Annotated in this window: 24 protein-coding genes; 16 read left to right on the top strand and 8 right to left on the bottom strand. The window is 69.9% G+C overall.

Annotation, left to right across the window (positions count from 1 at the left end; genetic code table 11):
• The first annotated feature begins 57 nt into the window (after positions 1-57).
• From K3888_RS11595 to K3888_RS11565, 7 genes are all read left to right on the top strand, one after another.
• Positions 58-858 (top strand): LOG family protein, encoded by an 801-nt coding sequence (locus tag K3888_RS11595; protein ID WP_230930420.1) that lies wholly within the window; start codon positions 58-60, stop codon positions 856-858.
• On the top strand, positions 858-1,412 hold the full coding sequence (locus K3888_RS11590; RefSeq protein WP_230930419.1) for an LOG family protein: 555 nt from the start codon (positions 858-860) through the stop codon (positions 1,410-1,412). Before K3888_RS11595 ends, K3888_RS11590 begins: the two co-directional genes overlap by 1 nt.
• A 68-nt stretch (positions 1,413-1,480) precedes the next feature.
• On the top strand, positions 1,481-2,293 hold the full coding sequence (gene folP, locus K3888_RS11585) for a dihydropteroate synthase (protein WP_230930488.1): 813 nt from the start codon (positions 1,481-1,483) through the stop codon (positions 2,291-2,293).
• A gap of 78 nt (positions 2,294-2,371) precedes the next feature.
• Positions 2,372-2,707, top strand: a complete 336-nt coding sequence (locus K3888_RS11580) for a DivIVA domain-containing protein (RefSeq protein ID WP_230930418.1) — start codon at positions 2,372-2,374, stop codon at positions 2,705-2,707.
• A gap of 105 nt (positions 2,708-2,812) precedes the next feature.
• Positions 2,813-2,980 (top strand): DUF3117 domain-containing protein, encoded by a 168-nt coding sequence (locus tag K3888_RS11575; protein ID WP_230930417.1) that lies wholly within the window; start codon positions 2,813-2,815, stop codon positions 2,978-2,980.
• Between the two features lie 75 nt (positions 2,981-3,055).
• Positions 3,056-4,639 carry a leucyl aminopeptidase family protein gene (locus K3888_RS11570; RefSeq protein ID WP_230930416.1) on the top strand — a complete coding sequence of 528 codons (1,584 nt, stop codon included), beginning with the start codon at positions 3,056-3,058 and terminating at the stop codon, positions 4,637-4,639.
• Complete coding sequence (locus tag K3888_RS11565; RefSeq protein WP_230930415.1) at positions 4,636-5,616, top strand: class I SAM-dependent methyltransferase; 981 nt, start codon at positions 4,636-4,638, stop codon at positions 5,614-5,616. The genes K3888_RS11570 and K3888_RS11565 overlap by 4 nt, the downstream gene beginning before the upstream one ends.
• Here K3888_RS11565 and glgA read toward each other — a convergent pair.
• Positions 5,605-6,774, bottom strand: a complete 1,170-nt coding sequence (gene glgA, locus K3888_RS11560; protein ID WP_230930414.1) for a glycogen synthase — start codon at positions 6,772-6,774, stop codon at positions 5,605-5,607. The two genes, K3888_RS11565 and glgA, sit on opposite strands and share 12 nt — an antisense overlap.
• Positions 6,775-6,917: 143 nt before the next feature.
• Between glgA and glgC the strand changes: the two genes are divergently transcribed.
• Positions 6,918-8,144 carry a glucose-1-phosphate adenylyltransferase gene (gene glgC / locus K3888_RS11555; RefSeq protein ID WP_230930413.1) on the top strand — a complete coding sequence of 409 codons (1,227 nt, stop codon included), beginning with the start codon at positions 6,918-6,920 and terminating at the stop codon, positions 8,142-8,144.
• A gap of 40 nt (positions 8,145-8,184) precedes the next feature.
• On the opposite strand, the gene K3888_RS11550 is transcribed toward glgC, so the two are convergent.
• Positions 8,185-8,793 carry an O-methyltransferase gene (locus K3888_RS11550; RefSeq protein ID WP_230930412.1) on the bottom strand — a complete coding sequence of 203 codons (609 nt, stop codon included), beginning with the start codon at positions 8,791-8,793 and terminating at the stop codon, positions 8,185-8,187.
• Positions 8,794-8,989: 196 nt separating this feature from the next.
• Here K3888_RS11550 and sigE point away from each other — a divergent pair, with 196 nt between their 5' ends.
• The 4 genes from sigE (at position 8,990) to tatB (ending at position 12,327) form a co-directional block, all read left to right on the top strand.
• Positions 8,990-9,613, top strand: a complete 624-nt coding sequence (sigE, locus tag K3888_RS11545) for an RNA polymerase sigma factor SigE (RefSeq protein ID WP_230930411.1) — start codon at positions 8,990-8,992, stop codon at positions 9,611-9,613.
• Positions 9,614-9,734: 121 nt separating this feature from the next.
• Entirely contained in the window at positions 9,735-10,205 is a 471-nt protein-coding gene (locus K3888_RS17885) for an anti-sigma factor family protein (protein WP_295650443.1), read from the top strand.
• Between the two features lie 10 nt (positions 10,206-10,215).
• On the top strand, positions 10,216-11,766 hold the full coding sequence (locus K3888_RS11535; RefSeq protein ID WP_230930410.1) for a S1C family serine protease: 1,551 nt from the start codon (positions 10,216-10,218) through the stop codon (positions 11,764-11,766).
• Positions 11,767-11,832: 66 nt separating this feature from the next.
• Positions 11,833-12,327 (top strand): Sec-independent protein translocase protein TatB, encoded by a 495-nt coding sequence (tatB, locus tag K3888_RS11530; protein WP_230930409.1) that lies wholly within the window; start codon positions 11,833-11,835, stop codon positions 12,325-12,327.
• Positions 12,328-12,405: 78 nt separating this feature from the next.
• Here the strand turns inward: tatB and K3888_RS11525 are convergent, their stop codons facing one another.
• From K3888_RS11525 to K3888_RS11510, 4 genes are all read right to left on the bottom strand, one after another.
• Positions 12,406-13,545 (bottom strand): Mrp/NBP35 family ATP-binding protein, encoded by a 1,140-nt coding sequence (locus tag K3888_RS11525; protein ID WP_230930408.1) that lies wholly within the window; start codon positions 13,543-13,545, stop codon positions 12,406-12,408.
• Between the two features lie 39 nt (positions 13,546-13,584).
• Positions 13,585-14,712, bottom strand: a complete 1,128-nt coding sequence (locus tag K3888_RS11520) for a lytic transglycosylase domain-containing protein (RefSeq protein ID WP_230930407.1) — start codon at positions 14,710-14,712, stop codon at positions 13,585-13,587.
• An 88-nt stretch (positions 14,713-14,800) separates the two neighbouring features.
• The gene (locus K3888_RS11515; protein WP_230930406.1) at positions 14,801-15,352 is read right to left on the bottom strand and encodes a DUF1003 domain-containing protein; all 552 of its coding nucleotides are present in this window, start codon (positions 15,350-15,352) and stop codon (positions 14,801-14,803) included.
• The gene (locus tag K3888_RS11510) at positions 15,349-16,665 is read right to left on the bottom strand and encodes a magnesium transporter MgtE N-terminal domain-containing protein (protein ID WP_230930405.1); all 1,317 of its coding nucleotides are present in this window, start codon (positions 16,663-16,665) and stop codon (positions 15,349-15,351) included. The genes K3888_RS11515 and K3888_RS11510 overlap by 4 nt, the downstream gene beginning before the upstream one ends.
• A 69-nt stretch (positions 16,666-16,734) precedes the next feature.
• Between K3888_RS11510 and K3888_RS11505 the strand changes: the two genes are divergently transcribed.
• The 3 genes from K3888_RS11505 to K3888_RS11495 are packed head-to-tail and all read left to right on the top strand — an operon-like array spanning position 16,735 to position 18,877.
• Positions 16,735-17,745, top strand: coding sequence for an HpcH/HpaI aldolase/citrate lyase family protein (locus K3888_RS11505; protein ID WP_269075108.1), 1,011 nt, complete (start codon positions 16,735-16,737; stop codon positions 17,743-17,745).
• A 20-nt stretch (positions 17,746-17,765) separates the two neighbouring features.
• The gene (locus K3888_RS11500) at positions 17,766-18,272 is read left to right on the top strand and encodes a YflT domain-containing protein (protein WP_230930404.1); all 507 of its coding nucleotides are present in this window, start codon (positions 17,766-17,768) and stop codon (positions 18,270-18,272) included.
• Positions 18,272-18,877, top strand: coding sequence for a suppressor of fused domain protein (locus K3888_RS11495; protein WP_230930403.1), 606 nt, complete (start codon positions 18,272-18,274; stop codon positions 18,875-18,877). Before K3888_RS11500 ends, K3888_RS11495 begins: the two co-directional genes overlap by 1 nt.
• 15 nt (positions 18,878-18,892) lie before the next feature.
• Here the strand turns inward: K3888_RS11495 and K3888_RS11490 are convergent, their stop codons facing one another.
• Complete coding sequence (locus K3888_RS11490; RefSeq protein ID WP_230930402.1) at positions 18,893-19,966, bottom strand: magnesium and cobalt transport protein CorA; 1,074 nt, start codon at positions 19,964-19,966, stop codon at positions 18,893-18,895.
• 142 nt (positions 19,967-20,108) lie between these two features.
• Here K3888_RS11490 and K3888_RS11485 point away from each other — a divergent pair, with 142 nt between their 5' ends.
• The gene (locus K3888_RS11485; protein ID WP_230930401.1) at positions 20,109-21,023 is read left to right on the top strand and encodes a glycine betaine ABC transporter substrate-binding protein; all 915 of its coding nucleotides are present in this window, start codon (positions 20,109-20,111) and stop codon (positions 21,021-21,023) included.
• A 114-nt stretch (positions 21,024-21,137) separates the two neighbouring features.
• Here K3888_RS11485 and K3888_RS11480 read toward each other — a convergent pair whose 3' ends face one another.
• Positions 21,138-24,911 (bottom strand): multifunctional oxoglutarate decarboxylase/oxoglutarate dehydrogenase thiamine pyrophosphate-binding subunit/dihydrolipoyllysine-residue succinyltransferase subunit, encoded by a 3,774-nt coding sequence (locus K3888_RS11480; RefSeq protein ID WP_230930486.1) that lies wholly within the window; start codon positions 24,909-24,911, stop codon positions 21,138-21,140.
• Between the last annotated feature and the right edge of the window lie 65 nt (positions 24,912-24,976).

Below are 24,976 nucleotides of genomic sequence, written 5' to 3'. Positions count from 1 at the left end.
CCCGCGCCCACCCGGCACACCGGGCGCGCCCACACACCTGAAGGAGTTTCAAGGCCCATGGCCCCCACCGACCCCGTGCACCTGCGCGGTCCCGTGCTCGTCCGCCGACAGAAGGGTGACGAGCGGACGACCACGGATCAGCGCCTGCTGGACCAGAACCAGGACACCGACTGGCTGCATACGGACCCGTGGCGGGTGCTGCGGATCCAGAGCGAGTTCGTCAACGGATTCGGCGCGCTGGCCGAGTTGCCGGACGCCGTCAGCGTGTTCGGCTCGGCCCGCACCCGCCCGGGCGATCCCGTGTACGAGCAGGCGGTCGAGCTGGGCAGGGCGCTCACCGAGGCCGGTTACGCCGTGGTCACCGGCGGCGGTCCCGGGCAGATGGAGGCTGCGAACAAGGGCGCCTGGGAGGCCAACGGCCGGTCCGTGGGCCTGGGGATCGAGCTACCGATGGAGCAGGGCCTCAACAGGTGGGTGGACCTCGGCCTGCACTTCCGGTATTTCTTCATCCGCAAGACGATGTTCGTCAAGTACACGCAGGCGTTCGTCTGTACCCCCGGGGGCTTCGGCACCCTCGATGAGTTCTTCGAGGCCATCACGCTGGTCCAGACCGACAAGATCACCCGGTTCCCGATCGTGTTGCTGGGCGTGGACTTCTGGACCCCACTGGTCGACTGGATCCGGGGCACGCTCGTCGAGCACGGCATGATCTCCGCCCCGGACACGGACCTGTTCCTGGTGACCGACTCGGTGTCCGAGACCGTCGAGTACATCCGGGACGCCCACGAGCGCGCGGCGGTGACCGCGGAACAGCGGGAGGACCTGTACGGCGAGGAACACCGGGGGGCCGAGCGCTGATGTCACCAGTCCCGGGCCGGAGGGTCTGCGTCTACTGCGCCTCGTCGTCCTACGATCCGACGCTCCTGGAGATCGCCGCCGACGTGGGCGACGCGATCGCCCGCCGTGGCTGGTCGCTGGTCTCCGGCGGCGGCAACGTCTCGATGATGGGTGCGCTCGCCGAGGCGGCCCGCGCCGGCGGCGCGCGCACGGTCGGGGTGATCCCCGAGGGGCTGCGGGTCCGCGAGGTGGCGGACACGTCGGCCGACGAGCTCGTCGTCGTCACCTCCATGCGGGAACGCAAGCGTGAGATGGAGGAGCGTTCCGACGCGTTCCTCACCCTCCCCGGCGGCATCGGCACCATGGAGGAGATGTTCGAGATGTGGACCTCGGCCTCCCTCGGGTTCCACTACAAGCCGGTGGTCCTCTACGACCCGGTCGGCTTCTACAACCCGCTGCTGGACTGGGTCGCAAACCTGGCCGAGCAGGGTCTGGTCCACAAGGAGGCCTTCGACTGTCTCGTGGTGCGGGACGACCTGGACGCCGCCCTCGACGCCTGCGGGGGTCGTCGGTGACGCGTCCCGTCCCGGCTGTGCTGCCGACCCTCTGTGGTCGCGCGGTGCCGATCGAGCGCCCGCTGGTGATGGCGATCGTCAACCGCACACCCGACTCGTTCTACGACCGCGGCGCCACGTTCACCGACACGGCGGCGATGCGGCGGGTCGACGAGGTGGTGGCCGCCGGGGCCGACATCCTCGACATCGGCGGGGTCAAAGCCGGGCCCGGCGACATGGTCGACGCCGAGGAGGAGACCCGCAGGGTCGTCCCGTTCCTCGAGCAGGTGCGGCGGCGACATCCGGACGTGCTCATCTCGGTCGACACGTGGCGCGGAGCGGTCGCCCGACGTGCGGTCGCGTCGGGCGCGGACCTGGTGAACGACACGTGGGCCGGGCACGACCCCGGTGTCCTTGCCGCCGCGGGCGAGGCGGGGGCGGGATTCGTGTGCTCGCACACGGGCGGGGCGGTGCCGCGGACGCGCCCGTACCGGGTCGGGTACGAGGACGTCGTCCGGGACGTGGTGGGGGAGCTCACCGCGGCCGCCGATAGGGCGCTCGCGGCCGGGGTCCCCGCGGACGGGGTGCTCATCGATCCCACGCACGACTTCGGGAAGAACACCTTCCACGGTCTCGAGCTGCTGCGGCGTCTCGACGAGATCGTCGCCGTGGGCCACCCGGTGCTGATGGCGCTGAGCAACAAGGATTTCATCGGCGAGACCCTCGACACGGACGTCGACAACCGCGGCGAGGGCACCCTCGCGGCCACGGCGGTGGCGGCGTACGGCGGTGCCCGGGTGTTCCGCACCCACGACGTGCCCGGCACCCTGCGCACGCTCGAGATGGTCGCCTCGATCGTCGGCACCCGCCCGCCGGCAAGGACGGTGCGCGGGCTGGCCTGAGCCGATGTGCCAGACTCGCAGTCGAACCGGGCCCGCCACCTGACGAGGCGCGCCCGCCGGAGGAGGGGAACTCAGACCATGCTCACCGTCGTCATCTACGTGATGGTCACCCTCGTCATCGCGGCGGCCCTGTTCGCGCTGTCCGTGGTGCTGTTCGGCCGATCCGAGGTGCTCCCGGCGGTGGAGAAGGGGCACACGATCACCTCGTTGCCCGAAGGACCGATCGCCGGTGACGATCTACGCTCGGTGCGTTTCGGGATGTCCGCCCGGGGCTACACGATGGCGGAGGTCGACTGGGCTCTGGAAGAGGCGGCGCGTGAGATCGATGAGCTGCGGGCCCGTCTCGGGCAGGCCGGCGTGACCGACGCCGCGTCCCGGCGGTCGGACGGTCGACCGACTCCGGCATCCGGGTAACGCGGAACACGCTAGAATCGTCGGTATCCACTAGCGGTACCGATCGTGGGTCAGGCGCTGCCTCGCAGTGTCGCCTCGCGGACAAGGACGAAGGGAATCGACCTGATGGCGGCTATGAAGCCCAGGACGGGTGACGGACCGATCGAGGCGGCCAAGGAGGGCCGTGCGATCATCATGCGCGTCCCGCTCGAGGGCGGCGGACGACTTGTCGTCGAGCTGACCCCCGATGAGGCCAAGTCGCTGAGCGTGGAGCTGGCGGAGGCCACCTCGTAGTCGCACGTCCACCGATCCCGGCGCATCCGACCCTCGTGGCGGATGCGCCGACTCATATGTCCGGAGGGTTCCCTGATGTCCGCTGATCCCAGTCGCTGTCACCCCGGCCGCCCCGCGCCCGGCCGAGGCGCGATCGACCGTCCTGTCCCGGGCCGCCCGCTGCCCGCGGTACGCGTGGTCTCCGGCGCCGCGCCCGAGGGCGCCACGCCTGTGATCACCCGTTTCGCTGATCGGGGCCGCGCGCCGCGCGGGCGCTCGGACGAGGTTCGTGTGGAGGTGCGCGAGGGGCGCGCGGTGATCGCGGTCGAGCTCGCCGACGAGCCGCCGCGGGCGGGCTGGGCCGGCACGGTCGATCACGGGCTCGGCCACCGCCGTGCCGGTGCGGCGGTGGCGCGACATCTGCGGGATGCGCGGGCCGCGGCCCCGGTGGTGGTGGACGTGCCGGACGCGGTGTCCCCCGATCGTGTCGGCGACCTGGTCCTGGGGTATCTGCTCGGCGCGCGCGGTCAGGACACCTTCGCCGCCGATCCGGCGCCGGTGGCGCCGGAGCTGGTGGTGCGGGTGGACACCGCGCAGACGGGGGCCGGCCGATCAGACCGTTGGGCCGGCAACGACCACGACGACGACACCGCCGCCACCTCCGACCACGTCCACCGGGCAGTCGCGGCTGCTCGCGAGGCGGCCCGCGCCACCGCGCTGGCCCGGGATCTCGCCGGCGCACCCTCGGACCTGAAGACCCCCGAGTGGCTCGTGGCCCGGATGGCGGAGTTGCTCGGTGCGGCGGGAATGCAGACCAGGGTCCTCGAGGGCTCGGCGCTCGAGGCCGGCGGTTTCGGGGGAGTGCTCGCGGTAGGTGGCGGATCCGACGCGGCTCCCCGTGTGCTCGTCGCACGCCGCCCGGGTCCCGGGCCCAGGGTCCTGCTCGTGGGCAAGGGCATCACCTTCGACACCGGCGGGATCTCGGTCAAACCCGCCGAGGGCATGCACCTCATGCGTACCGACATGGCCGGATCGGCGGCGGTCGTCGCGGCCGCCGAGGCGTTCTGCTCGGCCGGCTCCGACCCGGTGCGCGCGGATCTGGACCTGACCGTGGTGGTGCCGTCCGCGGAGAACATGCTCTCGGGGTCGGCGTACCGGCCCGGCGATGTGGTCACCCACATCGGGGGGATCACCTCCGAGGTCACCAACACCGACGCCGAGGGCCGCATGGTCCTCGCCGACGGCCTCGCCTACGGGATCTCGGAGTGCGATCCGGATGTCGTGGTGGATGTCGCCACGCTGACCGGGGCGATGAAGGTCGCGCTGGGAATGCGCACCGGAGCCGTGATGGCAACGGATGACGACCTCGCCGAGCGCATCGCCGACTCCGGTGCACAGGCCGGGGAGCGGTGGTGGCGGCTGCCGCTGCCGGACGATCTGCGCCCGGCGGTCCGCTCGGAGATCGCCGACCGTCGCCAGGCGCCCAGTGGGCCGGGCGCGATCACCGCGGCGCTGTTCCTCGAGGGATTCGTGGACGGGCGGCCCTGGGTTCACCTGGACATCGCCGGCCCCGCGCGGTCCCCGGAGGAGATCGACGAGGTCGGTCCGGTCGCGACGGGGTTCGCCACCCGGACGCTGATCGGCTTCCTGCGGGATCTCGCGGACCGGCCACGCGGGTGAGTCCGGCGTCCCGGGCGCTCCGGCGGGCGGTCCCGCTGCTGCGCTGCCCGCTGTGCGCGGAGCCGCTCACGGCGGTCGAGGCCGAGCCGTCCGGTCCCGGGACGTCCGGCCCGATTACCGGGGTGCGCTGCGATTCGGGGCATGCGTTCGATCGTGCTCGTCAGGGCCACCTCACGCTCTTCGGCCCCCGCGGACGACGGTTTGTCGGGGACACAGCCGATCAGGTCCTCTCCCGGGAGCGGGTCCTGGGTTCCGGTGTCCTCGATCCGCTGGCCACGCTGCTCGGCCGGGTCGCAGGCGAGGCGATCGGCCGGGCGGATCCAGCGGATCGCGGCGCCGGCCCCGTGGTCCTCGAGGCCGGCGCGGGGACCGGCTTCTACCTCGAGCGGGTCCTGTCGACGCTTCGCCGCGATCGGGGTGGCGATGACGGCGGTGGCGGTGGCAGCGGCGGTGAGGGCGACGCCGCCGCACCCTTGGGCATCGGCACCGAGATCTCCGTCGCTGCCGCGCGACGGCTCGCCAGAGCCGACGCGGACATCGCCGCCCTGGTCGCGGACACGTGGGACGGGCTCCCCGTGGCCGACGATTCCGTGGACGTGGTGCAGGTCGTGTTCGCGCCGAGGAACGCCGCGGAATTCGCGCGGGTGCTCGCCCCCGGCGGGGTCCTGGTCGTGGCGGGCCCCGGTCCGGGGCACCTGGAGCCGCTTCGTTCGCACGCCGGGATGCTCACGCCCGAGGCGGGCAAGGCGGGCCGGCTCGAAGCCGGGCTGGCCGGCTCTTTCTCACCCGGCGCGGCTCATGTCGTGGACTTCACCGCGCAGGTGCCCGGCTCCGTGGCCGTGGATCTCGCGCTCATGGGTCCCAGCGGCGTGCACCTGGACCGCGGCGGACTCGAGCAACGCCTCGGTGGCGGCGACCGCGAGGTGCGGGTGCACATCGAGGTCAGGACGTTCCACCCTGTGCGATCAGCGCAGTAGCGACGCGTAGAGCTGGTGCGTCTGTTCCGCGATCGCCTGCCAGGAGAATCTGGTGCGGGCGCGCTCCTGACCCGCCAGTCCGAATCGGGTCGCCTTGTCCCGGTCCGCGATCAGGTCGTTGACGGCTGCGGCGATCCCCGCTTCGAACGCCTCGGGCTCGGTGTCGTCGTAGTGCACGAGGGTGCCGGTCTCACCGTCCACCACGACCTCGGGGATCCCACCGACGTCGGACGCCACGACCGCGGCCCGGCAGGCCATCGCCTCGAGGTTGACGATGCCCAGTGGTTCGTACACGGACGGGCAGGCGAAGACCGTCGCCGCCGAGAGGATCTCGATCACCTCGTTCCGCGGCAGCATGTCCCGCAGCCAGTAGACCCCGTCGCGGCCGGCCTGGAGTTCGGCGACCAGGCTTTCCATCTCGGCGGCGATCTCGGGGGTGTCCGGCGCGCCGGCGCACAGCACCAGCTGGGCATCCGGGTGGAAGTCCCGGGCGGCCCGCACCAGGTGGGGCACGCCCTTCTGGCGGGTGATGCGGCCGACGAACGCGACGATCGGACGGTCCGGGTCCACTCCGTGGCGGCGCAGCACCGAATCGTGGCCGGTGAAGGGCTCGACCGGGGCCCATTCCGTGGTGTCGATGCCGTTGAGGATCACGTGGATACGATCTGGGTCGATCTCCGGGTAGACGCGGAGGATCTCGTCCTTCATCCGGGCGCTCACGGCCACCACCGCGTCCGCGCCTGCGAAGGCGGTGCGCTCGGACCACGACGACACCCGGTATCCGCCACCCAGTTGCTCCGCCTTCCAGGGGCGGCTGGGCTCGAGCGAATGTGCCGAGACCACGTGGGGGATCCCGTACAGCTCACCGGCCAGGTGCCCGGCCAGGCCGGTGTACCACGTGTGGGAGTGCACGATGTCCGCGCCCTCGGCGCCGACGCACATCCGCAGTCCCGCGGACAGGGTCTGGATCGCGGGATTGGCGTCCGGACCGAGCTCGGGGTCCGGTCGGAACGCGCGGGCCGTGTCGCGGTCCGCGCCCATGCACAGCACGTCGACCTCGCAGAGAGGCCGCAGCGTGGACACCAGCTCGGTCACGTGGACGCCGGCTCCACCGTAGACCTCCGGCGGGTATTCCCTCGTCATCATCGCTACTCGCACAGACGCCAACCTAGCCGCTGGGGAGCCTTCCCGTCCCGGCCCCGGTGAACACCGTCCGACACCGCGGTGGCCAGCCGGTGCGAGGAGGGGGCAATGCCCTCGATGCCCCGCGTTGATCCCCTCGAGCCGGTTACGGTAGAGGCGTGAGGAACCAGCCGCACGTCCTAGCAATCGTCCTCGCCGGCGGCGAGGGCAAGCGCCTCTTCCCGCTCACCGCGGACCGGGCGAAGCCAGCGGTGCCGTTCGGCGGGTCGTACCGGCTGATCGATTTCGTGCTGAGCAACCTCGTCAACGCCGGGTTCATGCGGATCTGTGTGCTGACCCAGTACAAGTCGCATTCACTCGATCGCCACATCTCGCAGGTTTGGCACATGAGCGGTATGGGTGGCGAGTACATCACCCCGGTCCCCGCGCAGCAGCGACTCGGGCCCCGGTGGTACACGGGCTCGGCCGATGCGATCCTGCAGTCGCTGAACCTCGTGTACGACGAGCGGCCGGATCACATCATGGTTTTCGGCGCCGATCACGTGTACCGGATGGATCCACGCCAGATGCTCGATCAGCACGTCGCCACCGGCGCCGCGGTGACCGTGGCGGGGATTCGGGTACCGCGCAGCGAGGCCTTCGCGTTCGGCTGCATCGACGCGGGCGAGGACGACCTGATCCGGGGCTGGGTGGAGAAGCCCGCTGATCCGCCGGGGACACCGGACGACCCGGACGCGACGTTCGCGTCGATGGGCAACTACATCTTCACCACCGAGGCGCTCATCGAGGCGCTCAGGGCGGACGCGGAGAAGCCGGATTCCTCGCACGACATGGGCGGCGACATCATCCCCGCGCTCGTCGAGCAGGAGCGGGCCTACGTGTACGACTTCGCCAGGAACCAGGTCCCGGGGGAGACCGACAGGGACCGCGGCTACTGGCGGGACGTGGGAACGATCGACGCGTTCTACGACGCGCACAGGGATCTGGTCTCCGTCCATCCGGTCTTCAATCTCTACAACTACCTGTGGCCCATCCGTACCCAGCAGGACAATCTCCCGCCGGCGAAGTTCGTCAACGGCGGGATGTCCCAGGAATCGATGGTGGGTTCGGGCACCATCATCTCGGCCGCGACGGTGCGGAATTCGGTGGTGTCGAACAACGTCATCGTCGAGGACGGCGCGGTGGTCGAGGGGAGCGTCCTGCTGCCGGGGGCGCGGATCGGCCGCGGCGCCGTGGTCCGCAAGGCGATCGTCGACAAGAACTGTCACATCGGCGACGGCGACCTCATCGGTGTGGACCGCGAGCGCGATCGTCGTCGTTTCCCGGTCAGCGCGGGCGGTGTCGTGAGCGTCGCCAAGAACACCACCACGTCGCTGGAGGATTAGCTGTACCGACGATGGGCGCTGTGCCGCCCCGCGGGTCGGGTCAGAGTGTGACGACGGTCAGCCCGGTACCCACCGGCAGAACCGTGACGTGGGCGTGCTCCGGCAGCTCGGCGTCCTCGGGAAGTGGCGCGTGCTCACCGATCAACACCAGCGCCCCGCCCGCGCGTAGGAGCTGATGGGAGCGCGAGACCACGCGCGACACCGAGTGCTGGGGGACATCCGCGACGACCAGGTCGTAGGCGCCGTCGGCCAGTTTGTCGGCGACTTCGAGCGGGCGGGCCGCGATATACCTCGCCGCGGACGACGGGTGGCCCGCCGAACGGACCGCCGACCGGGCGGCGTCGAGGTGATGGGGGTCGTCGGTGATGCACGTGACCACCGTGCCGCCACGGGGACCCGCCGCGGCGAGGATCGCCAGCGCGGGTACGCCGGGCGCGGGGGAGAGGCACACCGCGGCACGGGCGCCGGTCAGACGGGCCACGAGCCGGATGGTCTCGGCCGTCAACGCGTCCGGTGACACGGCGCCCAGCTCGTCCGCCTCGGCGCGGGCGGGAGCGTAGAGGGAGTCGTCGACGAGATCGGCGCCGCGGCGCGCGATTCCGTCGAGTCCGGAACGGTCGGCGGCGGGGACATCAGCTGAATCGGACACGTGAGCAGCGTATCCGGCGAGCGGTGACGAACGGCGTGCAACGCGCGGTGATCGGATCGGTATGAGACTCTCAGCCACATCTCAGTGCGGGTATACCGTCAGGACAGCTCTATGAGGGAGGGTGGGCACCGTCGCACCACGAGGGTGCGTCGAACACCGCGCGGGATGCACCGGGCCTGCGCCGGAAGGTGGCCGAATGTACTCACGAACCGTCCACGGGACAGCGATCGCCCCCGAGGCGGAGCGAGACGCGATCGTGGGCACGGCACGGTTCGACAGCACCGGCGACGCGGCGGACATGCCGTCCTGGTCCGAGCTCGTGGCGCAGCACGGCGATCGCGTGTACCGCCTCGCCTTCCGTCTGTGCGGCAACGCGCACGACGCCGAGGACATCACCCAGGAGGCGTTCATCCGGGTCTTCCGGTCGCTGGACAACTACAAGCCCGGCACGTTCGAGGGCTGGATGCACCGGATCGTCACCAATCTGTTCCTGGACCTCGCGCGGCGGCGCGGTCGGATCCGTTTCGAGGCGCTGCCCGAGGACGCGGAGCGGGTGCCGGGCCGGGAACGCAGTCCGGAGCAGGTCCTGTCGGAGGAGTCGTTCGATCCGGTACTGCAGACGGCGCTGGCGAATCTGTCGCCGGAGTTCCGCGCCGCGGTCGTCCTCAGCGACATCGAGGATCTCAGCTACGAGGAGGTGGGCAGGATCCTCGGCGTGAAGATGGGGACCGTACGCAGCCGGATCCACCGTGGTCGAGCTGCGCTCCGCGCCGAGCTCGAGGCGGCCGGGGTCACCGGGGTGCACAGCCGGATCGACTGAGGTCGCGGCCGCGACGCCGTCGGCTCGATCTGTCCGGGGAACCCCGAGGGGGCCCCGGACGTTGGTCTTTCCGACGGGGTCACGGCGGCCCCGGAGTGACAACGTGGCAGGAGGGTGACCGGTGGACGAACGGCATTCCGGACGGCAGCCCGCTCCCGAGTTCACGCTCTCCGAGGAGGCGGCCCGGCGGGTGGCCGACCGCACCGGTCCGCCGCGGCCCCGCCGGACTTTCCTGTCCACCGACCATCTGTCCACGGAGGCCGCCGCAGCGTACGTCGACGGCCGGCTGCCGCAGGCCGGCCAGAACCGTGCCGACGCCCACCTCGCGCTGTGCGACCAGTGCCGGCGCGAGGTCGACGATCAGCGTGAAGCCCGTCGTGCCCTGCGCGGATCCGGGCCCATCCGCATGCCCAGCGACCTCCGTGACCGCCTCAGGTCTCTGGAGGACGAGGGCCGCCGGGCGGAGGCCGACCGCCGGGGCGAGATGACACCGCAGCGGGCGCCGGGGCACCCGGCGGCGGCGTCAGTCGAGCCCGATCGCGGCGGGCCGTGGGCGAGGCTGCTGCGCCGACTCCGCCGCCCCGGCCACTAGGGTGGGCCGGGTGGAGGATCTGACTGGCGTGCCCGGGAGCGCGGGACGAGGCGAGGACCCCGACCGTCCCCTGCGCGAGCCCGCCCCTATCGATCGTCCGAGAGTCGACGACGACGTCGCCGCGCGTTTCTCCCGCCCCGTCGGCGTCGCCGGGGGATTCGCTCCCGGGCGTCCGGGCAGCGGGGCGGCCGGATCCGGCGGTGGGTCCGGCCCGGAGGTGCCGACAGAGGCCGCTGCTCCGCGTGTGGAGGATCCGGCACTGGCACAGGCTTTCGGCCCGACGCCAGGGGCCGGGCGGGGCATCGAACGCCACCCGTCCTGGCAGGACGAGGCCGCCTCGCCGCCGCCCCCGCAGCCGGACCCGTGGAGGGATCCGAACGCACCGGTGGGCTTCGGTGCGCCGGCCGTGCAGGAGGAACGGGACCCCGCGCCCGTGGACCTCACCCGTACGAACACCGCCCCGGCACCCCGTCTCACTCTGTCCGAGGCGCTTTTCCAGCGTCGACTGAGCCGGCAGGCACTGGCCGGTGCGGCTGCCCTCGTCGCCGTCGTCGCCCTTGTCGGCGGTGCCGTCGGCGCCGTCGTCGCGGACTCCGCGCGTGTCCTCACCACCTCCACGGTGCGCATCGCCGACGCCCCGGACACCGTCGCGGGGCCCGCCAACACCGTCGGCGAGGTGGCCCAGCGGGTTCAGCCGGCGGTGGTGAACATCCAGGTCTCCTCCCCGTCCGCGCGGGGCGAGGGGTCCGGCATCGTGATCGACCCGCAGGGCTACATAGTCACCAACAACCACGTCGTCACCATGGACGGGGCGACCGACCGCGCGGACATCGACGTCGTGTTCTCCGACGGCTCCCGCGCCCCCGCCGAGATGGTGGGTCGTGACCCCGCCACCGACCTGGCCGTCCTCAAGGTCGAGGGGGTGGAGAACCTCACCGTCGCGGCCCTGGGCGACTCGGACAGCGTCGAGGTGGGCGAACAGGTGATCGCGATCGGCTCCCCGCTCGGATTGGTGCGGACGGTCACCGAGGGCATCGTCTCGGCCACCCAGCGACCGATCGCGCTCGGCGAGTCCACCTCGGACGGCGACGTGGTGATCGACGCCATCCAGACCGACGCGGCCATCAACCCGGGCAACTCCGGCGGTCCGCTCATCGACGGAACCGGCGCCGTCATCGGCATCAACACCTCGATCTTCACGCAGTCGGGCGGGTCCATCGGACTCGGCTTCGCCATTCCCGTCAACGACGTCCGCGACATCGCGACCTCCTTGATGACGGAGGGCGCCGTCCAGCACGCCACGATCGGGGTCAACGCGCGTAAGGCCGACAACGGATCTGTCGAGGGCGCCGAGATCGTGAACGTCCGCGACGGCTCGGCCGCCCAGGAGGGCGGCCTCAGGGAGGGCGACGTGGTGACCAAGGTCGGTGACCGCCCGGTGCGATCGTCCGACGAGCTGGTGGTCGCGGTGCGGCGCGCCGGGGCGGACGACGACGTCCCGGTCGAGGTCGTCCGTAACGGGAGCCGCGTCGAACTGACCGTCCGTCCGGTACTGGGCTGACCGCCTCCCCCGTGGGCGACGTCTCACTCCCGTGGACGCGCCGGACGACGTATCCTCGACAGCGATATGTTCACGAACGTGGGGTGGTCCGAGCTTCTGGTACTCGGCGTTGTCGCGCTGGTGGTCCTGGGGCCCGAACGGCTGCCTGAGGCCGCCCGGTGGCTCGCCTCCGCGATCCGCAAGGTCAAGGAGTTCGCTGGCAACGCCCAGCAGCAGCTCAAGGACGACTACGGAGCGGATTTCGACGAGTTCAAGGAGCCACTCCAGCAGCTCAACGAACTGCGTGGACTGAGCCCGCGGGCGATGGTCACCAAGCACCTGCTCGATGGCGACGATTCGTTGTTCTCCGGCAATTTCGACGCCGCGGCGCCCGCCGGGGGCGCGGCCGCGACCGGCCCTGCGGTCACCGGCCCCGCCACCACCGGCCCTTCGGCCTCCGGCTCGGCCTCGGGAACGGCGCAGCGGCACACCAAGCCGCAGTCGGCTTCCGGTACGAGTTCTGCGGCAGCACCCGCTCCGTCGTCGCCGAGCGGCGCGACGAACTGGGACGACGCGACCTGACCCAGGGGTCGCACTGACTCCGCTGCGGTCCGGCCCCCGGGGCGGGCCGCTCTCGGCGGACCGCCCCGGCCTCGGATGTCAGAGGTGGCGGGTGGTGTCGATCCCGAGGTTCATGCCGGCGAGGCCGCGGGGGCGCACCGCGAGGCCGTCGGCGATCTCCAGGTAGGCCTTGCCCGCGGGGGAGTCCGGCGCGGCGAGAACGATCGGGGTGCCCTCGTCGCCGTGCTCGCGCACGGCCTGTTCCAGGGGAACCTGGCCGAGCAGCTTGACCGTCGCGCCGACGGAGCGGGACAGATTGGCCGCCACCTCCGCGCCGCCACCGCTGCCGAAGACATCCATCCGGGTCCCGTCCGGGAGCTCGAGCCAGGACATGTTCTCGATGACGCCGGCGATTCGCTGACGGGTCTGCAGCGCGATCGACCCGGCCCGCTCGGCGACCTCGGCGGCCGCCTGCTGCGGGGTCGTCACGACGAGGATCTCCGCGGACGGGATCAACTGTGCGATGGAGATCGCCACGTCACCGGTGCCGGGCGGCAGGTCCATGAGCAGGACGTCCAGGTCTCCCCAGTAGACGTCGGCCAGGAACTGCTGGAGCGCGCGGTGGAGCATGGGGCCGCGCCAGACCACCGGGGTGTTGCCCTTGGTGAACTGGGCGATCGAGATGACCTTCACATCATGTGCGACCGGCGGCAGGATCATCTGCTCGACCTGGGTCGGGCGGGCGTCCGTCCCCAGCATCCGGGGGATCGAGTGGCCGTAGATGTCCGCGTCGAGGACGCCGACCGACAGTCCACGCTCGGCGAGGGCCGTGGCGAGGTTGACCGTCGCGGTGGACTTGCCCACGCCGCCCTTGCCGGAGGCGACCGCGTAGACGCGGGTGAGGTTGCCGGGTTGGGCGAACGGGATGACGGGCTCGGCGGCGTCACCGCGAAGGTGCTTACGCAGCTCCGTTCGCTGTTCGTCGCTCATCACGTCGAGCTCGACGCCCACTTCACCCACACCGGGGACGTCGGACACCGCGGCCCGGACGCGGTCGGTGATGGTGTCCCGCATCGGACACGTCGCGACGGTCAGGTAGATCCCGACGTCGACTCTGCCGGTGGCGGGATCCACCTCCACGCCCTTGACCATGCCGAGCTCGGTGAGCGGCTTACGGATCTCCGGATCATCGACCTTGGCCAACGCGGCGCGGATCGATTCTTCGCTGGGTGCACTCATGATGACCCGAGTCTAGGCGTCATGGCACGCCGTGACGATTCAGGCCGGGGGAGGAGGGCAGAACGGCGCGATACAGGGCAACTCGATCCCGGGAAGCTCGAACGGCGCAGGCGGTGCCGGAGGAGCCGGCACCTCGACGACGGGCGGAGCAGACGGCTCCGGGGTCGACGGCGGCGGCTCCGGCGGCGGAGGTGTGGACGACCCCGGCACCTCGGAGCATCCGGGGACCGGCCGCTCCGGCTGGCCCGGCTCTGCCGGCTCGGGGGCTGCGGTCGGGGTGCCTTCCCAGCCCTCGGGGCACTTCTCCGGGGGTCTGGGCTCCTCGTGCGTCGGCTTGGGCTGGTGGATCGGCGGTAGGTCGGACGGGAGCGGGAACGCGTTGACGGCGTAACCGTGGGCCCAGGCGTTGACGTTGGCGACGTAGGCCAGCGAGTTGTTGTAGGCCAGGATGGCCCGGGTCCGTGCTGCCGGGTCCGCCATGGAGCCGCCCTGATTGCACAGCAGGGTGGCCGCGGCCAGGGCCCCGTCATAGATGTTGTTGGGGTCGGCCACCCCGTCGTCGTTCCCATCGCGGCCCAGGAGCGCCCAGGTCGACGGGATGAACTGCACCGGACCGACAGCCCGATCGAAGTCGGCGTCGCCGTCGAAACGGCCGCCGTCGGTGTCGGTGATGACGGCTGTGCCCGGAATGGAACCGTCGAGGCGGGGTCCGACGATACGGCCGACCGTGTTCCCGTGGACGTCGAACTTTCCGCGGCCCTGGTTGGACTCGACCTGGCCGATGCCGGCGAGGACCGTCCAGTCCATCTCGCACGCAGGCTGCTCGGCGCTCAACCGGTCGGTAGCGCGGTGGTAGGCGTCGAGCGCGATCCCCGGGATGCCGAGGGGGCCGTCCGGGATCGTCGCCGGCTGGATGTGTGCGGCGCCGGGGTCGTCCGGGGCGGGAGCGGGCTCATCGGAGGGGGCCGGCTCGTTCTCCGAGGTGACCGGGCTCTTCGCGACGACGGCGGTGTGCGGGGCGGACTCCGCGAGGGGGGTGATGTCCGGGGCCTCCGGTGGGCTGTTGTCCATCGACAGTCCGACGGAGGCCAGGACCGCGATCGCCGTCGCGGTCACCGCGGCACTGGTCACCACCTTGCGATCAGCGTTCTGCGCGACTTTGCGCAAGACTTCCCCCTACTGCTCAGCGGATGCGGCAAGCGACTTGTACGCCCCACGATGCTCGCCCCCTCGGGCGCATCCGGCCGGGCCGACGTTACTCCCGGCCCCTGGTGTCAGAATCGTTTCTACCGTCAACAGTGTTACCTGCGCCACTGTTTAGTCCGGCGAGCAGAGTCTCGATCCTCTCGACCGAATCGCGCAGATCGTCGAGTTCACGGCGGAGATAGTCGCGGGTCACGTTCTCGCCGACCGACAATCGGACCGACGCCAGCTCGCGGGCGAGGAATTCCGTATCGGCCTTCGTCTGGGTGGCCCGGAGCCGGTCCTCCTTGAGCGCCGACTTGTCCCGGTCCTCCTGACGGTTCTGCGCGAGCAGGATGAGCGGGGCGGCGTACGCGGCCTGCGTCGAGAACGCCAGGTTGAGCAGGATGAACGGGTAGGGGTCGAAACGAAGCGCCACCACGGCGACGTTGATGATGATCCACACGATCACCACAACGGTCTGGATGAGCAGGTACGTGCCGGTGCCGAAGAACCGGGCGACGGCCTCGCTGTAGCGCCCCACCGCATCGGAGTCGAAGCTGATGCGGGGGCGGCGGGAGGTGACCGGCGTGGACAGCGGTGAGCGCGATGATGGTTCGGTCACTTCTGATCCTTCTCCCCGTCGTCGTGGAGGTCCATGTCGCGCCAGTCCTCGGGCAGGAGGTGATCCAGCAGGTCGTCCACTGCCACCGCGCCGAGAAGATGCCCCTCGTCGTCCACGACGGGCCCGCACACGAGGTTGTAGGTGGCGAAGAAGCGGGTCACCGCGTCCACCGAATCCGTGGGGCGCAGCGAGGACAGGCTCGTGTCGACGGTTTCCGCGACCATCGTCGACGGCAGTTCCCGCAGCAGCGCCTGGATGTGCACACAGCCCAGGTACTTTCCCGTCGGCGTGGCGGTGGGTGGTCGGACGACGAAGACGAGACTGGCCACCGCCGGACTGAGATCGGGATTGCGGCAGTGTGCGAGCGCCTCGGCCACGGTCGTCTGCGGCGTGAGGACGATCGGCTCCGGCGTCATCAGGCCGCCTGCCGTGTCGGCGTCGTACGTCAACAGCATCCGGACCGGTGCGGAGTCCTCGGGGTTCATCCGTTCGAGGAAGGACTCCGCGTCCTTCTCGGGGAGCTCGCCGAGGAGGTCCGCGGCGTCCTCCGGATCCATGGCCTCGAGAACGTCCGCCGCGCGCTCGAGTTCGAGACGGGTCACGATCTCGGTCTGCTCGTCGTGGGGCAACTCCTGGAGGATGTCGGCCAGCCGCTCGTCATCGAGTGTGCGGGCGACCTCGAGCCGTCGGACCTCCGGCAGTTCGCGTAGTGCGTTGGCCACGTCGGCCGGACGCATGTCGGCGAACTGCTCGACCAGGCTCTCGGCGCCATGGCCGGGAGCACCGATAGCCGTGTCGTCCATCCCGCTGATCCGGTTCCACGGATAGATCGACACGGGGCCCCGACGGCTCAGTGGTGTGCGACCTCGGCGGACCCGGGCGGCCACCCGGGAGACCAGCCAGTCCCTCGAGCGTTGACGCTCGATCTCCACATCGACGACCTGGTGCCTTACGGACCCTGCGGAACCGTCGGCCGACCCCGGACCCGCCTGGTCGGTCTCCACGTTGATGATCGAGTCGACGAGGGAACCCAGTACCACGTTCTCGCCCGGGCGGGACTGGAAGCGGTGCAGGTTGATGGTTCCGGACACCAGCGTCACGGACCGGGGATCGATGGAGGCGACCCGGAGCATGGGGACGAAGATCCTGCGCCGGGTCGGCAGTTCGACCACGAGTCCGATGACCCTGGGAGGTCTGGGCCCGGATCGCATCGTCACCACGACGTCACGAATGCGTCCGATGTCATCCCCGTCAGGTCCGATCACCGGAAGCCCGGCTAGCCTGGCGACGAAGGCCTTGTTGAGGTTCGCCATGCGGACCAGGCTAGTCATCGAACGGCGGCAGCCGTACGCCGAACCTGACCTGAGGGAGAGCCACCCACGATGAGAGACGCCTCGCACAGGACGCCAGTTCCCTCTGATCCGGCGGCCGCCATCGCCGACCTCCGCTCGCGGCCGCGACGGACCGTCCTGGCCGTCCCGGGTAGCAGCGTCAAGATGATCGGCAAGGCCAGGGGTCTGCAGGTCGACGAGGTGTTCCTCGATCTCGAGGACGCCGTCGCCGGGCCCGCCAAGGAGGAGGCCCGCGGCAACGTCGTGGAGGCGCTGCTGGCGGGGGGATTCGCGGCGCCCACCGTCGTGGTCCGGGTGAACGCCTGGGACACCGAGTTCACGGTGCGCGATGTCACCGACGTGGTGGGGCGGGCCGGCGCTCACATCGATGCGCTCCTGCTGCCGAAGGTCCGTACCGCGTCGGAGGTCGTCGCCCTCGACCTGGTGCTCTCGCAGGTGGAGAAGGCGGCGGGCCTGCCGGTCGGCCACATCGGGATCGAGCCCCAGATCGAGGACGCACTGGGGCTGACCAACATCAACGAGATCGCCACGGCAAGCCCTCGGGTGCTGACGTTGGTGTTCGGCCCGGCGGACTTCATGGCATCGGTCGGGATGCGGACCCTGACGGTCGGCGAGCAGCCGGACGGCTATGCCCCGGGCGACGCCTACCACCACGTGTTGATGTCGATTCTCGTCGCGGCGCGGGCACACGGGCTGCAGGCGATCGACGGCCCGTTCCTCAAGGTGCGAGACGAGGACGGATTCCGTCGCGCGGCCGCACGGACCGCGGCCCTGGGTTTCGACGGCAAGTGGGTGCTCCACCCGGCGCAGGTGGACGCGGGCAACGAGGTCTTCAGCCCGCGCCAGGAGGAGTTCGATAAGGCCGAGGGGATCCTCGCGGCCTATGCGCATTCGACGTCCGAAGAGGGGGGTGCCCGCGGTGCGGTGATGTTCGGCGACGAGATGCTCGACGAGGCCAGCCGTAAGATGGCACTGGTGGTCTCCGCGCGCGGCCGCGCGGCCGGGATGACCGTCTCGGACGAGGCCACCTCGAACGGGTGACCCCCGGAAGGACAGATTCCATGACCTCTCGCGTGAACATGACGACCGGCGGTACGCGGGGCGGGCGGACCCCGGGGCTGCCCACCCCGCCGACCGGCTGGGTGGTCGCCTCGTACCCGACCTACGAGCAGGCCCAGGCTGCCGTCGACCATCTGGCGGACGAAGAGTTCCCGGTCCACGAGGTCACCATCGTCGGTGTCGATCTGATGCAGGTCGAGCGCGTGACCGGTCGTCTGACGTGGCCCAAGGTCCTGCTGGGCGGCCTGGCCACCGGTGCCTGGCTCGGACTCTTCGTGGGCCTGCTGCTCGGGATATTCACCCAGCCGATGTGGGGGGTCGTGCTGACCGGTCTCGTGGGCGGGTCGGTGTTCGGTATCGTCTCGGCCTCCCTGTCGTATGCGGCGACCAGGGGTAAGCGCGATTTCGCGTCGACACAGCAACTGGTCGCCGGCCGGTACGACGTCCTGTGCGAACCCGCCAATGCGGAGCGGGTTCGCGATGAACTCGCGCGGTTCGGGATGAAGTGATGACGGGTGGTTTCCCGCCCGGTTCCCCGGGCGTCCTGGAGTCGGTCCGTTCGCATCTCGAGCAGCATTACGGCCCGGAGCCACAGGAGGCGTCGGTGACGTTCCTCGGCGCGCCCCCGATCCGCATCCTGCGGTTCGTGGAGGTGGAGACCGGGCTGGTCCGCTACGTCTCGCTCGGGTGCTCCGCCGAGCCGATGGGTGACCCCTCGGCGCTGGTGCCGGACCCGACCGCGCCCCGCGCGGAACTGAGTCTGGTCCTGCAGGGCGGCGTCGACGGACTGGTCCGTGCGCTGTCCGTGCTCGCTGCGGCGCCCGCGGTCGAGGGGCTGGTGTTGTCGGAGGGCGCGCTCATCGATCTCGGGGAGCCCCTCTGGCCGGGCGCGGCATTCACGGCGGTGATCCTCCGTGCCCCCGAGATCCCGGATGTCGAGCTGCCCGGTGAGACGGCGTCGGTCGCCGTGTTCCGCGCGGTCCCCGTCACCCATACGGAGGCTGCCTGGGTCCGGATGAAGGGCGCGGCCGAGTTGGAGGAGGCCTGGGCGGAGGCCGGGATCGACGTCACCGATCCGGCGCGCTCGGCGGTGAACCCGGGGATGTCCCGCTAACGCTACGGCGCGGGATCAGAGCCAGTCGTTCTTCCGGAATATCCAGAACAGTCCGATGCAGATCCCGGCCATGATCGCCAGGACGAGGAAATAGGCGTAGCTGACGTTCAGCTCCGGCATGTTCTCGAAGTTCATGCCATAGACACCGGCGATCATGGTGGGCACGGCGGCGATCGCCACCCACGCCGAGATCCGGCGCATATCGGTGTTCTGGCGGACCCCGACCATGGCCACCGCGGCACCCACCAGCGAGGTCATCTGCTCGTCGAGGACCGCCACCTCGGCCACCGCCCGCGCGTGGTGGTCCTGCACATCGCGGAAGTAGTGCCGGATCTCCCGCGGGACGAGTTCGAGATGATCCAGCGAGAGCCGCTGCAGCGGGCGCGTCAGCGGGGAGATGTTGTGCTTGAGCTCGAGTAGCTCGCGTTTGAGTAGATAGATCTGTTCGATATCGACGTCGGCCCGGGGTTGGAAGAGCGCGGTCTCGAGCTCGTCGACATCCTGTCGGATCTCGTCCGCGACCTCGAGGTAGCTGTCGATCATCCGGTCGGCGACGGCATGCATGACGCTCGCGGGTCCCTGGGCGAGTCTGTCCGGCGACTTCTCCAGTTCGCTCCGGATCCCGGCCAGCTCCCCGAACTCGCCGTGTCGGACGGTCACCACGAAATCGCGGCCCAGGATCACCATCGCCTCACCGGTGGAGACGATGGCACTGACGTCGTTCAGCGTGTCGTGCGCCAGGTACTTCACGGCCGCGAGATTGAGGACGAGAGTGTCGTCGTAGGCCTCCAGTTTCGGCCGTTGCGCGCCGTTGGTGGCGTCTTCGGTGATGAGCTCGTGAATCCCGAACTCGCTCGCCAGGGAGGCCATCTGGTGGGCGTCCGGCGCGAGCAGACCGAGCCAGACGAACCCTCGGCCCTCGGACCGGACCCGGCGGATCGCATCCAGGTAGGTGACCTCACCGGGAGTGCGGGCCCCGTCCACGTAGACCCCGCAGTCGACAACGGCGTGATCTGTGCGGGTGTGGAGCTGTGACGACGTCACGTGGGGAACGGACGCGCGACGGCGACGACGGGGGAGTGCGGGCACCGGCCCTCCTTCTGCTGGTCGACCTCGACATTATCGGCACGCCGGGGACTCGGCGTGACGTGGCCGAGTTCGGGCTGGGAGACTGGACTGTCGAAGGCGCCCCGCACCGACGCGGGGACGGCGCGAGAAAGGGCGTGGTCGGATGCGGCGGACGTGGGGACGAGCCGGGTGGCGGACGGCTGCGCTGGCGGTTGTCGCGAGCGTCGCGGTGTCCGGATGCCAGGCGCAGTCGTCGATCGTCCCGGCGCACGAGGACGCCCCGGTGGTGGTGATCGAGACCGCGTCGTTCGCTGAGGCCGAGGTCATCGGGTACATCTACGGCAACGCCCTCACCCGCGAGGGCTGGCGTGTGCAGCCCCGCCCACAATCCGGCACCGGGGCTGAGGTCGTGGAGTCCGTGGCGAACGGCGAGGCCACGTTCACGGTCGGGTTCACCGGGAGTCTGCTACGTCAGTTCGATCCCGGCTCGCCCGCGGTGGCGGCCGATGAGGTCTACCCGGCGATGATGGCGGCCCTCCCGGAGGGCGTCACCGCGGGCGATCCGGCGCCGGCGGAGGACAAGCCCGCGCTGGTGGTCTCGCGCAACACCTCCGAGACGCACGGGCTCAGCACGATGTCGGATCTGGCGGGGCGGTGCGGTGAGTTCACGATGGGGGCCCGGGCGGAGATGCTCGCCGACCGCGAGCTGTTCACGGAGATCTCGCAGACCTACGATTGCGTGTTCGCCCGCCAGGTGGCGCTCGGCCCGAACCCGCGGGTCGTGCTCGATGCCCTGCGTTCCGGTCAGATCGGGATCGGTGGGATGCGCTCGTCCGATCCGGTTCTTCACGAGGGGGACATGGTGATGTTGGACGACGACGACAACGCCATCACCGCGCAACATCTGGTTCCGGTGTTCCGCAAGGGCTCGCTCACGGAGGACCAACTCGCTCTGGTGAACCGGATCAGCGGTGAACTGACCACGGACGATGTGCGCGAACTCCTGCTGGGGATCGAGTTCGGGTCGGCTTCGGCGGTCGCGCTGGCCGACTTCTGGCTGAACGAACACGGCTACTGACCCGGATCGATTCCGGGCGATCCGGCCGGGGCCAGCTCCGCCGTCCCGATCACCCCGCGAGACTACGAAGGGCCCGTCCGCACGGACGGGCCCTTCGTAGTGTTCAGCTACGGGTCACTCGAATGCTTCGTCTACCAGAGCCTTCTGCTCGACGGCGTGGACCTTGCTCAGGCCGGTCGAGGTGGCGGCCATGGGCCGACGCGAGACCCGCTTGAGGCGCGGGAAGTTCTCGATCCGCTCCGGCAGCTCGAGGGCGAGGAAGCTCCAGGCGCCCTGGTTGGCCGGCTCCTCCTGGACCCACCGGACCTCGGAGAGGTTCGGGTAGCGGTCCAGAGCCTCCCGCAGGCGACGGTGCGGGATCGGGTGGAGCTGTTCGAGGCGAACGATCGCGACGTCGTCACGCTCGTCCTTGTCGCGACGCGCGGCCAGCTCGTAGTAGAGCTTTCCGGACACCAGCAGCATCGTGGTGACCTTGCTCGCGTCGGCGTTGCCGTCGATGAACGCCGGGTCGTCCAGCACCGAGCGGAACTTGCCCGTGGTGAAGTCCTCGACCGCGCTGACGGCCTTCTTGTTGCGCAGCATCGACTTGGGCGTGAACACGACCTGCGGGCGCTTGATGCCGGTGGCATGGCGGCGCATGAGGTGGAAGTAGTTCGCCGGGGTCGAGGGCTGGGCCACCGTCATGGAGCCCTCAGCACACAGCTGCAGGAACCGCTCGATGCGTCCGGACGTGTGGTCCGGCCCCATGCCCTCGTGACCGTGCGGCAGCAGCAGCGTGACCGAGGACTTCTGGCCCCACTTGGCCTCGCCCGAGGAGATGTACTCGTCGATGATGGTCTGGGCGCCGTTGACGAAATCTCCGAACTGGGCCTCCCACATGACGAGCGCCTCGGGGTCGCCCACCGAGTAGCCGTACTCGAATCCGAGACCCGCGTACTCGGTGAGGGCGGAGTTCCACACCTCGAAGCGGCCCTCGGCCCCGTCCAGATGCTGGAGGGGGGAGTACGTCTCGGCGGTCGTCTTGTCGACGATCATGACGTGCCGCTGGGTGAAGGTACCGCGCTGCGAGTCCTGGCCGGCGAGACGGACCGTGCGGCCCTCCAGCGTGAGGGAGCCGATGGCGAGCAGCTCCGCGAACGCCCAGTCGATGTTGCCGTTGTAGGCCATCTTCTGGCGGGCCTCGTAGACGGGCTTGACGCGCGGGTGGATGTGGAAACCCTCCGGCAGGTTGCCGAAGGAGTCACCGATGGCGTGGACGACGGACTCGTCGATCGCGGTGACCACGCGCGGAAGCGGCTGGTCGGGCTCGATGGACTGCGACGCCGTCACGGGGTGCTTCTCGAGTTCGCGGACCTCGTTGAAGACCCGCTCGAGCTGTCCCTGGAAGTCGCGGAGAGCGTTCTCCGCCTCCTTCTCGGTGATGTCGCCACGTCCGACGAGATCCTCGGTGTACGACTGACGGACGCTCTTCTTGCCGTCGATCACCTCGTACATCCGCGGCTGCGTCATCGACGGGTCGTCGGCCTCGTTGTGGCCGCGACGGCGGTAGCAGACGAGGTCGATGACAACGTCCTTCTTGAACTCCTGACGGAAGTCCATCGCCAGGCGGGCGACGCGGACACACGCCTCCGGATCGTCACCGTTGACGTGGAAGATCGGTGCGCCGACCATCTTGGCCACGTCAGTGCAGTACTGGCTGGAGCGACCGGCCCCGGGGGCGGTCGTGAAGCCGATCTGGTTGTTCACCACGATGTGGATCGTGCCGCCGGTCCGGTACCCCTCGATGAGCGAGAGGTTGAGGGTCTCGGCGACCACACCCTGGCCGGCGAACGCGGCGTCGCCGTGCAGCATCAGCGGCACGACGGGGTACTCGGCACGCCACTCGGCGTCCTCGATGAGGTCGTGCTTGGCGCGGACGATGCCCTCGAGGACCGGGTCGACGGCCTCTAGATGGGACGGGTTGGCGGTCAGAGAGACCTTGATCTCGTTGTCGCCGAACATCTGGTACTGGATGCCCTCGGCGCCGAGGTGGTACTTCACATCGCCCGAGCCGTGGGCGGCCGAGGGGTCCATGTTGCCCTCGAACTCGGTGAAGATCTGCCGGTACGGCTTGCCCACGATGTTGGCCAGCACGTTGAGACGACCGCGGTGCGGCATGCCGATGACGACCTCGTCCAGACCGAACTCGGCGGCCTCGTCGATGACCGCGTCCATCATCGGGATGACGGACTCGGCGCCCTCGAGGGAGAAGCGCTTCTGGCCGACGTACTTGGTCTGCAGGAAGGTCTCGAACGCCTCGGCGGCGTTGACCTTGGACAGGATGTACTTCTGCTCGGCGACCGTCGGCTTGTCGTCGACACCCTCGATGCGGTCCTGGAGCCAGCCGCGCTGTTCGTTCTCCAGGATGTGGGTGTACTCGATACCGATCTTGCGGCAGTAGGCGGCCCGGAGCGCGGACAGCACGTCGCGCAGCCGCATCCGGTCCTTGCCGACGAACCCGCCGACAGAGAACTTGCGGTCCAGGTCCCACAGGGTGAGCTCGTGCGAGTTCACGTCCAGGTCGGGGTGGAACGTGCGACGACGCTGGGCGTGCATGCCGTCCAGCGGGTCGATGTCCGCCATGAGGTGACCGCGGTTGCGGTAGGCGGCGATCAGCTCGAGGACGCGGGCGTCCTTGTCCACGCGCGGATCGGTGATGTCCTTGCGCCAGCGGACCGGCTCGTAGGGGATGCCGAGAGCGCCGAAGATCTCGTCGTAGAAACCGTCGTCGATGAGCAGGCGGTGGATCTCACGGAGGAACTCGCCCGATTCGGCGCCCTGGATGACGCGGTGGTCGTAGGTCGAGGTGAGCGTGGTGATCTTGCCGATCGCGGAATTGGCGAGCTGCTCCTCGCTGGCGCCCTGGAACTCGGCCGGGTACTCCATCGCACCCACGCCGAGGATGGCGCCCTGACCGACGGTCAGACGCGGCACCGAGTGCACGGTGCCGATGCCTCCCGGGTTGGTCAGCGAAATGGTGACACCGGAGAAGTCGTCCATCGTCAGCTTGCCGACGCGAGCCCGCGAGACGATGTCCTCGTAGGCGTCGAGGAATTCGCGGAAGTCGAGCTTCTCGCAGTTCTTGATCGCGGCCACGACGAGGCTGCGGCCGTTCTTGGTCTTCATATCGATCGCCAGACCGAGGTTGATCCCGGTCGGGGTGACGGTGTTCGGCTTACCGTCGATCTCCTCGAAATGGTTGTTCATGTTCGGGTAGGCCTTGATGGCCTGCACCATGGCGTACCCGATGAGGTGGGTGAACGAGATCTTGCCGCCGCGGGTGCGCTTGAGGTGGTTGTTGATGACCACCCGGTTGTCGATCATCAGCTTGGCCGGCACGGCGCGGACAGATGTCGCCGTGGGCAGCGTCAGCGAGGCGTTCATGTTCTTGACGATCGCGCCCGCCGGACCGCGCAGCACCTTGGTCTCGGGCTCCTCCGGCGGCGAATACGCGGGGGTCGTCGACTTGGTGGGGGCCGGGACGTCGGGCTTGTTCCGTGTCTCCGGGGTGCGTACCGGCGCCGGTACGCCCTCGCCGCGGGCCTTGCGGGCCGGAGCGGCGTCGGAATCGGGTTTGGCGGCCACGTCCCTGGCTGAGGCGGTCGGGGTGACGTCGTCGACTGTCAGGTCCGAGCTCTTCTCAGCCGCCTTCTTCGCGTCGCCCCCGGGGGACGCCGCGGCGGTGCCGTTGGACGAGTTCCTGCCGGAGGCGGAGGCGGCCTGCGGGTTGGCCTTGAAGAACTCGTGCCAGGACTCATCCACAGAGGAGGGGTCCTTGGCGAAGCGCTCGTACATCTCGTCCACGAGCCACTGATTCTGTCCGAATTGTGAGACGGTGTTGCTCACGATCTTGTGGTGCCTCTCTGGTTCTGTGGTGGGTTTCACACGTCGATGACACCCAGGCTAGACGTTCT

The organism is Dietzia aurantiaca (assembly GCF_021033825.1).
GTDB classification, from domain to species: Bacteria; Actinomycetota; Actinomycetes; order Mycobacteriales; family Mycobacteriaceae; genus Dietzia; species Dietzia aurantiaca.
This window is presented reverse-complemented; position numbering and strand designations above follow the sequence as displayed.

Coding starts and splice junctions, on each gene's coding strand:
- K3888_RS11500 (WP_230930404.1), top strand. CDS start 17,766: ATGACCTCTCGCGTGAACATGACGACCGGCGGTACGCGGGGCGGGCGG.
- K3888_RS11485 (WP_230930401.1), top strand. CDS start 20,109: ATGCGGCGGACGTGGGGACGAGCCGGGTGGCGGACGGCTGCGCTGGCG.
- folP (WP_230930488.1), top strand. CDS start 1,481: ATGGCGATCGTCAACCGCACACCCGACTCGTTCTACGACCGCGGCGCC.
- K3888_RS11580 (WP_230930418.1), top strand. CDS start 2,372: ATGCTCACCGTCGTCATCTACGTGATGGTCACCCTCGTCATCGCGGCG.
- K3888_RS11575 (WP_230930417.1), top strand. CDS start 2,813: ATGGCGGCTATGAAGCCCAGGACGGGTGACGGACCGATCGAGGCGGCC.
- K3888_RS11505 (WP_269075108.1), top strand. CDS start 16,735: ATGAGAGACGCCTCGCACAGGACGCCAGTTCCCTCTGATCCGGCGGCC.
- K3888_RS11590 (WP_230930419.1), top strand. CDS start 858: ATGTCACCAGTCCCGGGCCGGAGGGTCTGCGTCTACTGCGCCTCGTCG.
- K3888_RS11525 (WP_230930408.1), bottom strand. CDS start 13,545: ATGAGTGCACCCAGCGAAGAATCGATCCGCGCCGCGTTGGCCAAGGTC.
- sigE (WP_230930411.1), top strand. CDS start 8,990: ATGTACTCACGAACCGTCCACGGGACAGCGATCGCCCCCGAGGCGGAG.
- tatB (WP_230930409.1), top strand. CDS start 11,833: ATGTTCACGAACGTGGGGTGGTCCGAGCTTCTGGTACTCGGCGTTGTC.
- K3888_RS11595 (WP_230930420.1), top strand. CDS start 58: ATGGCCCCCACCGACCCCGTGCACCTGCGCGGTCCCGTGCTCGTCCGC.
- K3888_RS11495 (WP_230930403.1), top strand. CDS start 18,272: ATGACGGGTGGTTTCCCGCCCGGTTCCCCGGGCGTCCTGGAGTCGGTC.
- K3888_RS11510 (WP_230930405.1), bottom strand. CDS start 16,665: ATGGCGAACCTCAACAAGGCCTTCGTCGCCAGGCTAGCCGGGCTTCCG.
- K3888_RS11570 (WP_230930416.1), top strand. CDS start 3,056: ATGTCCGCTGATCCCAGTCGCTGTCACCCCGGCCGCCCCGCGCCCGGC.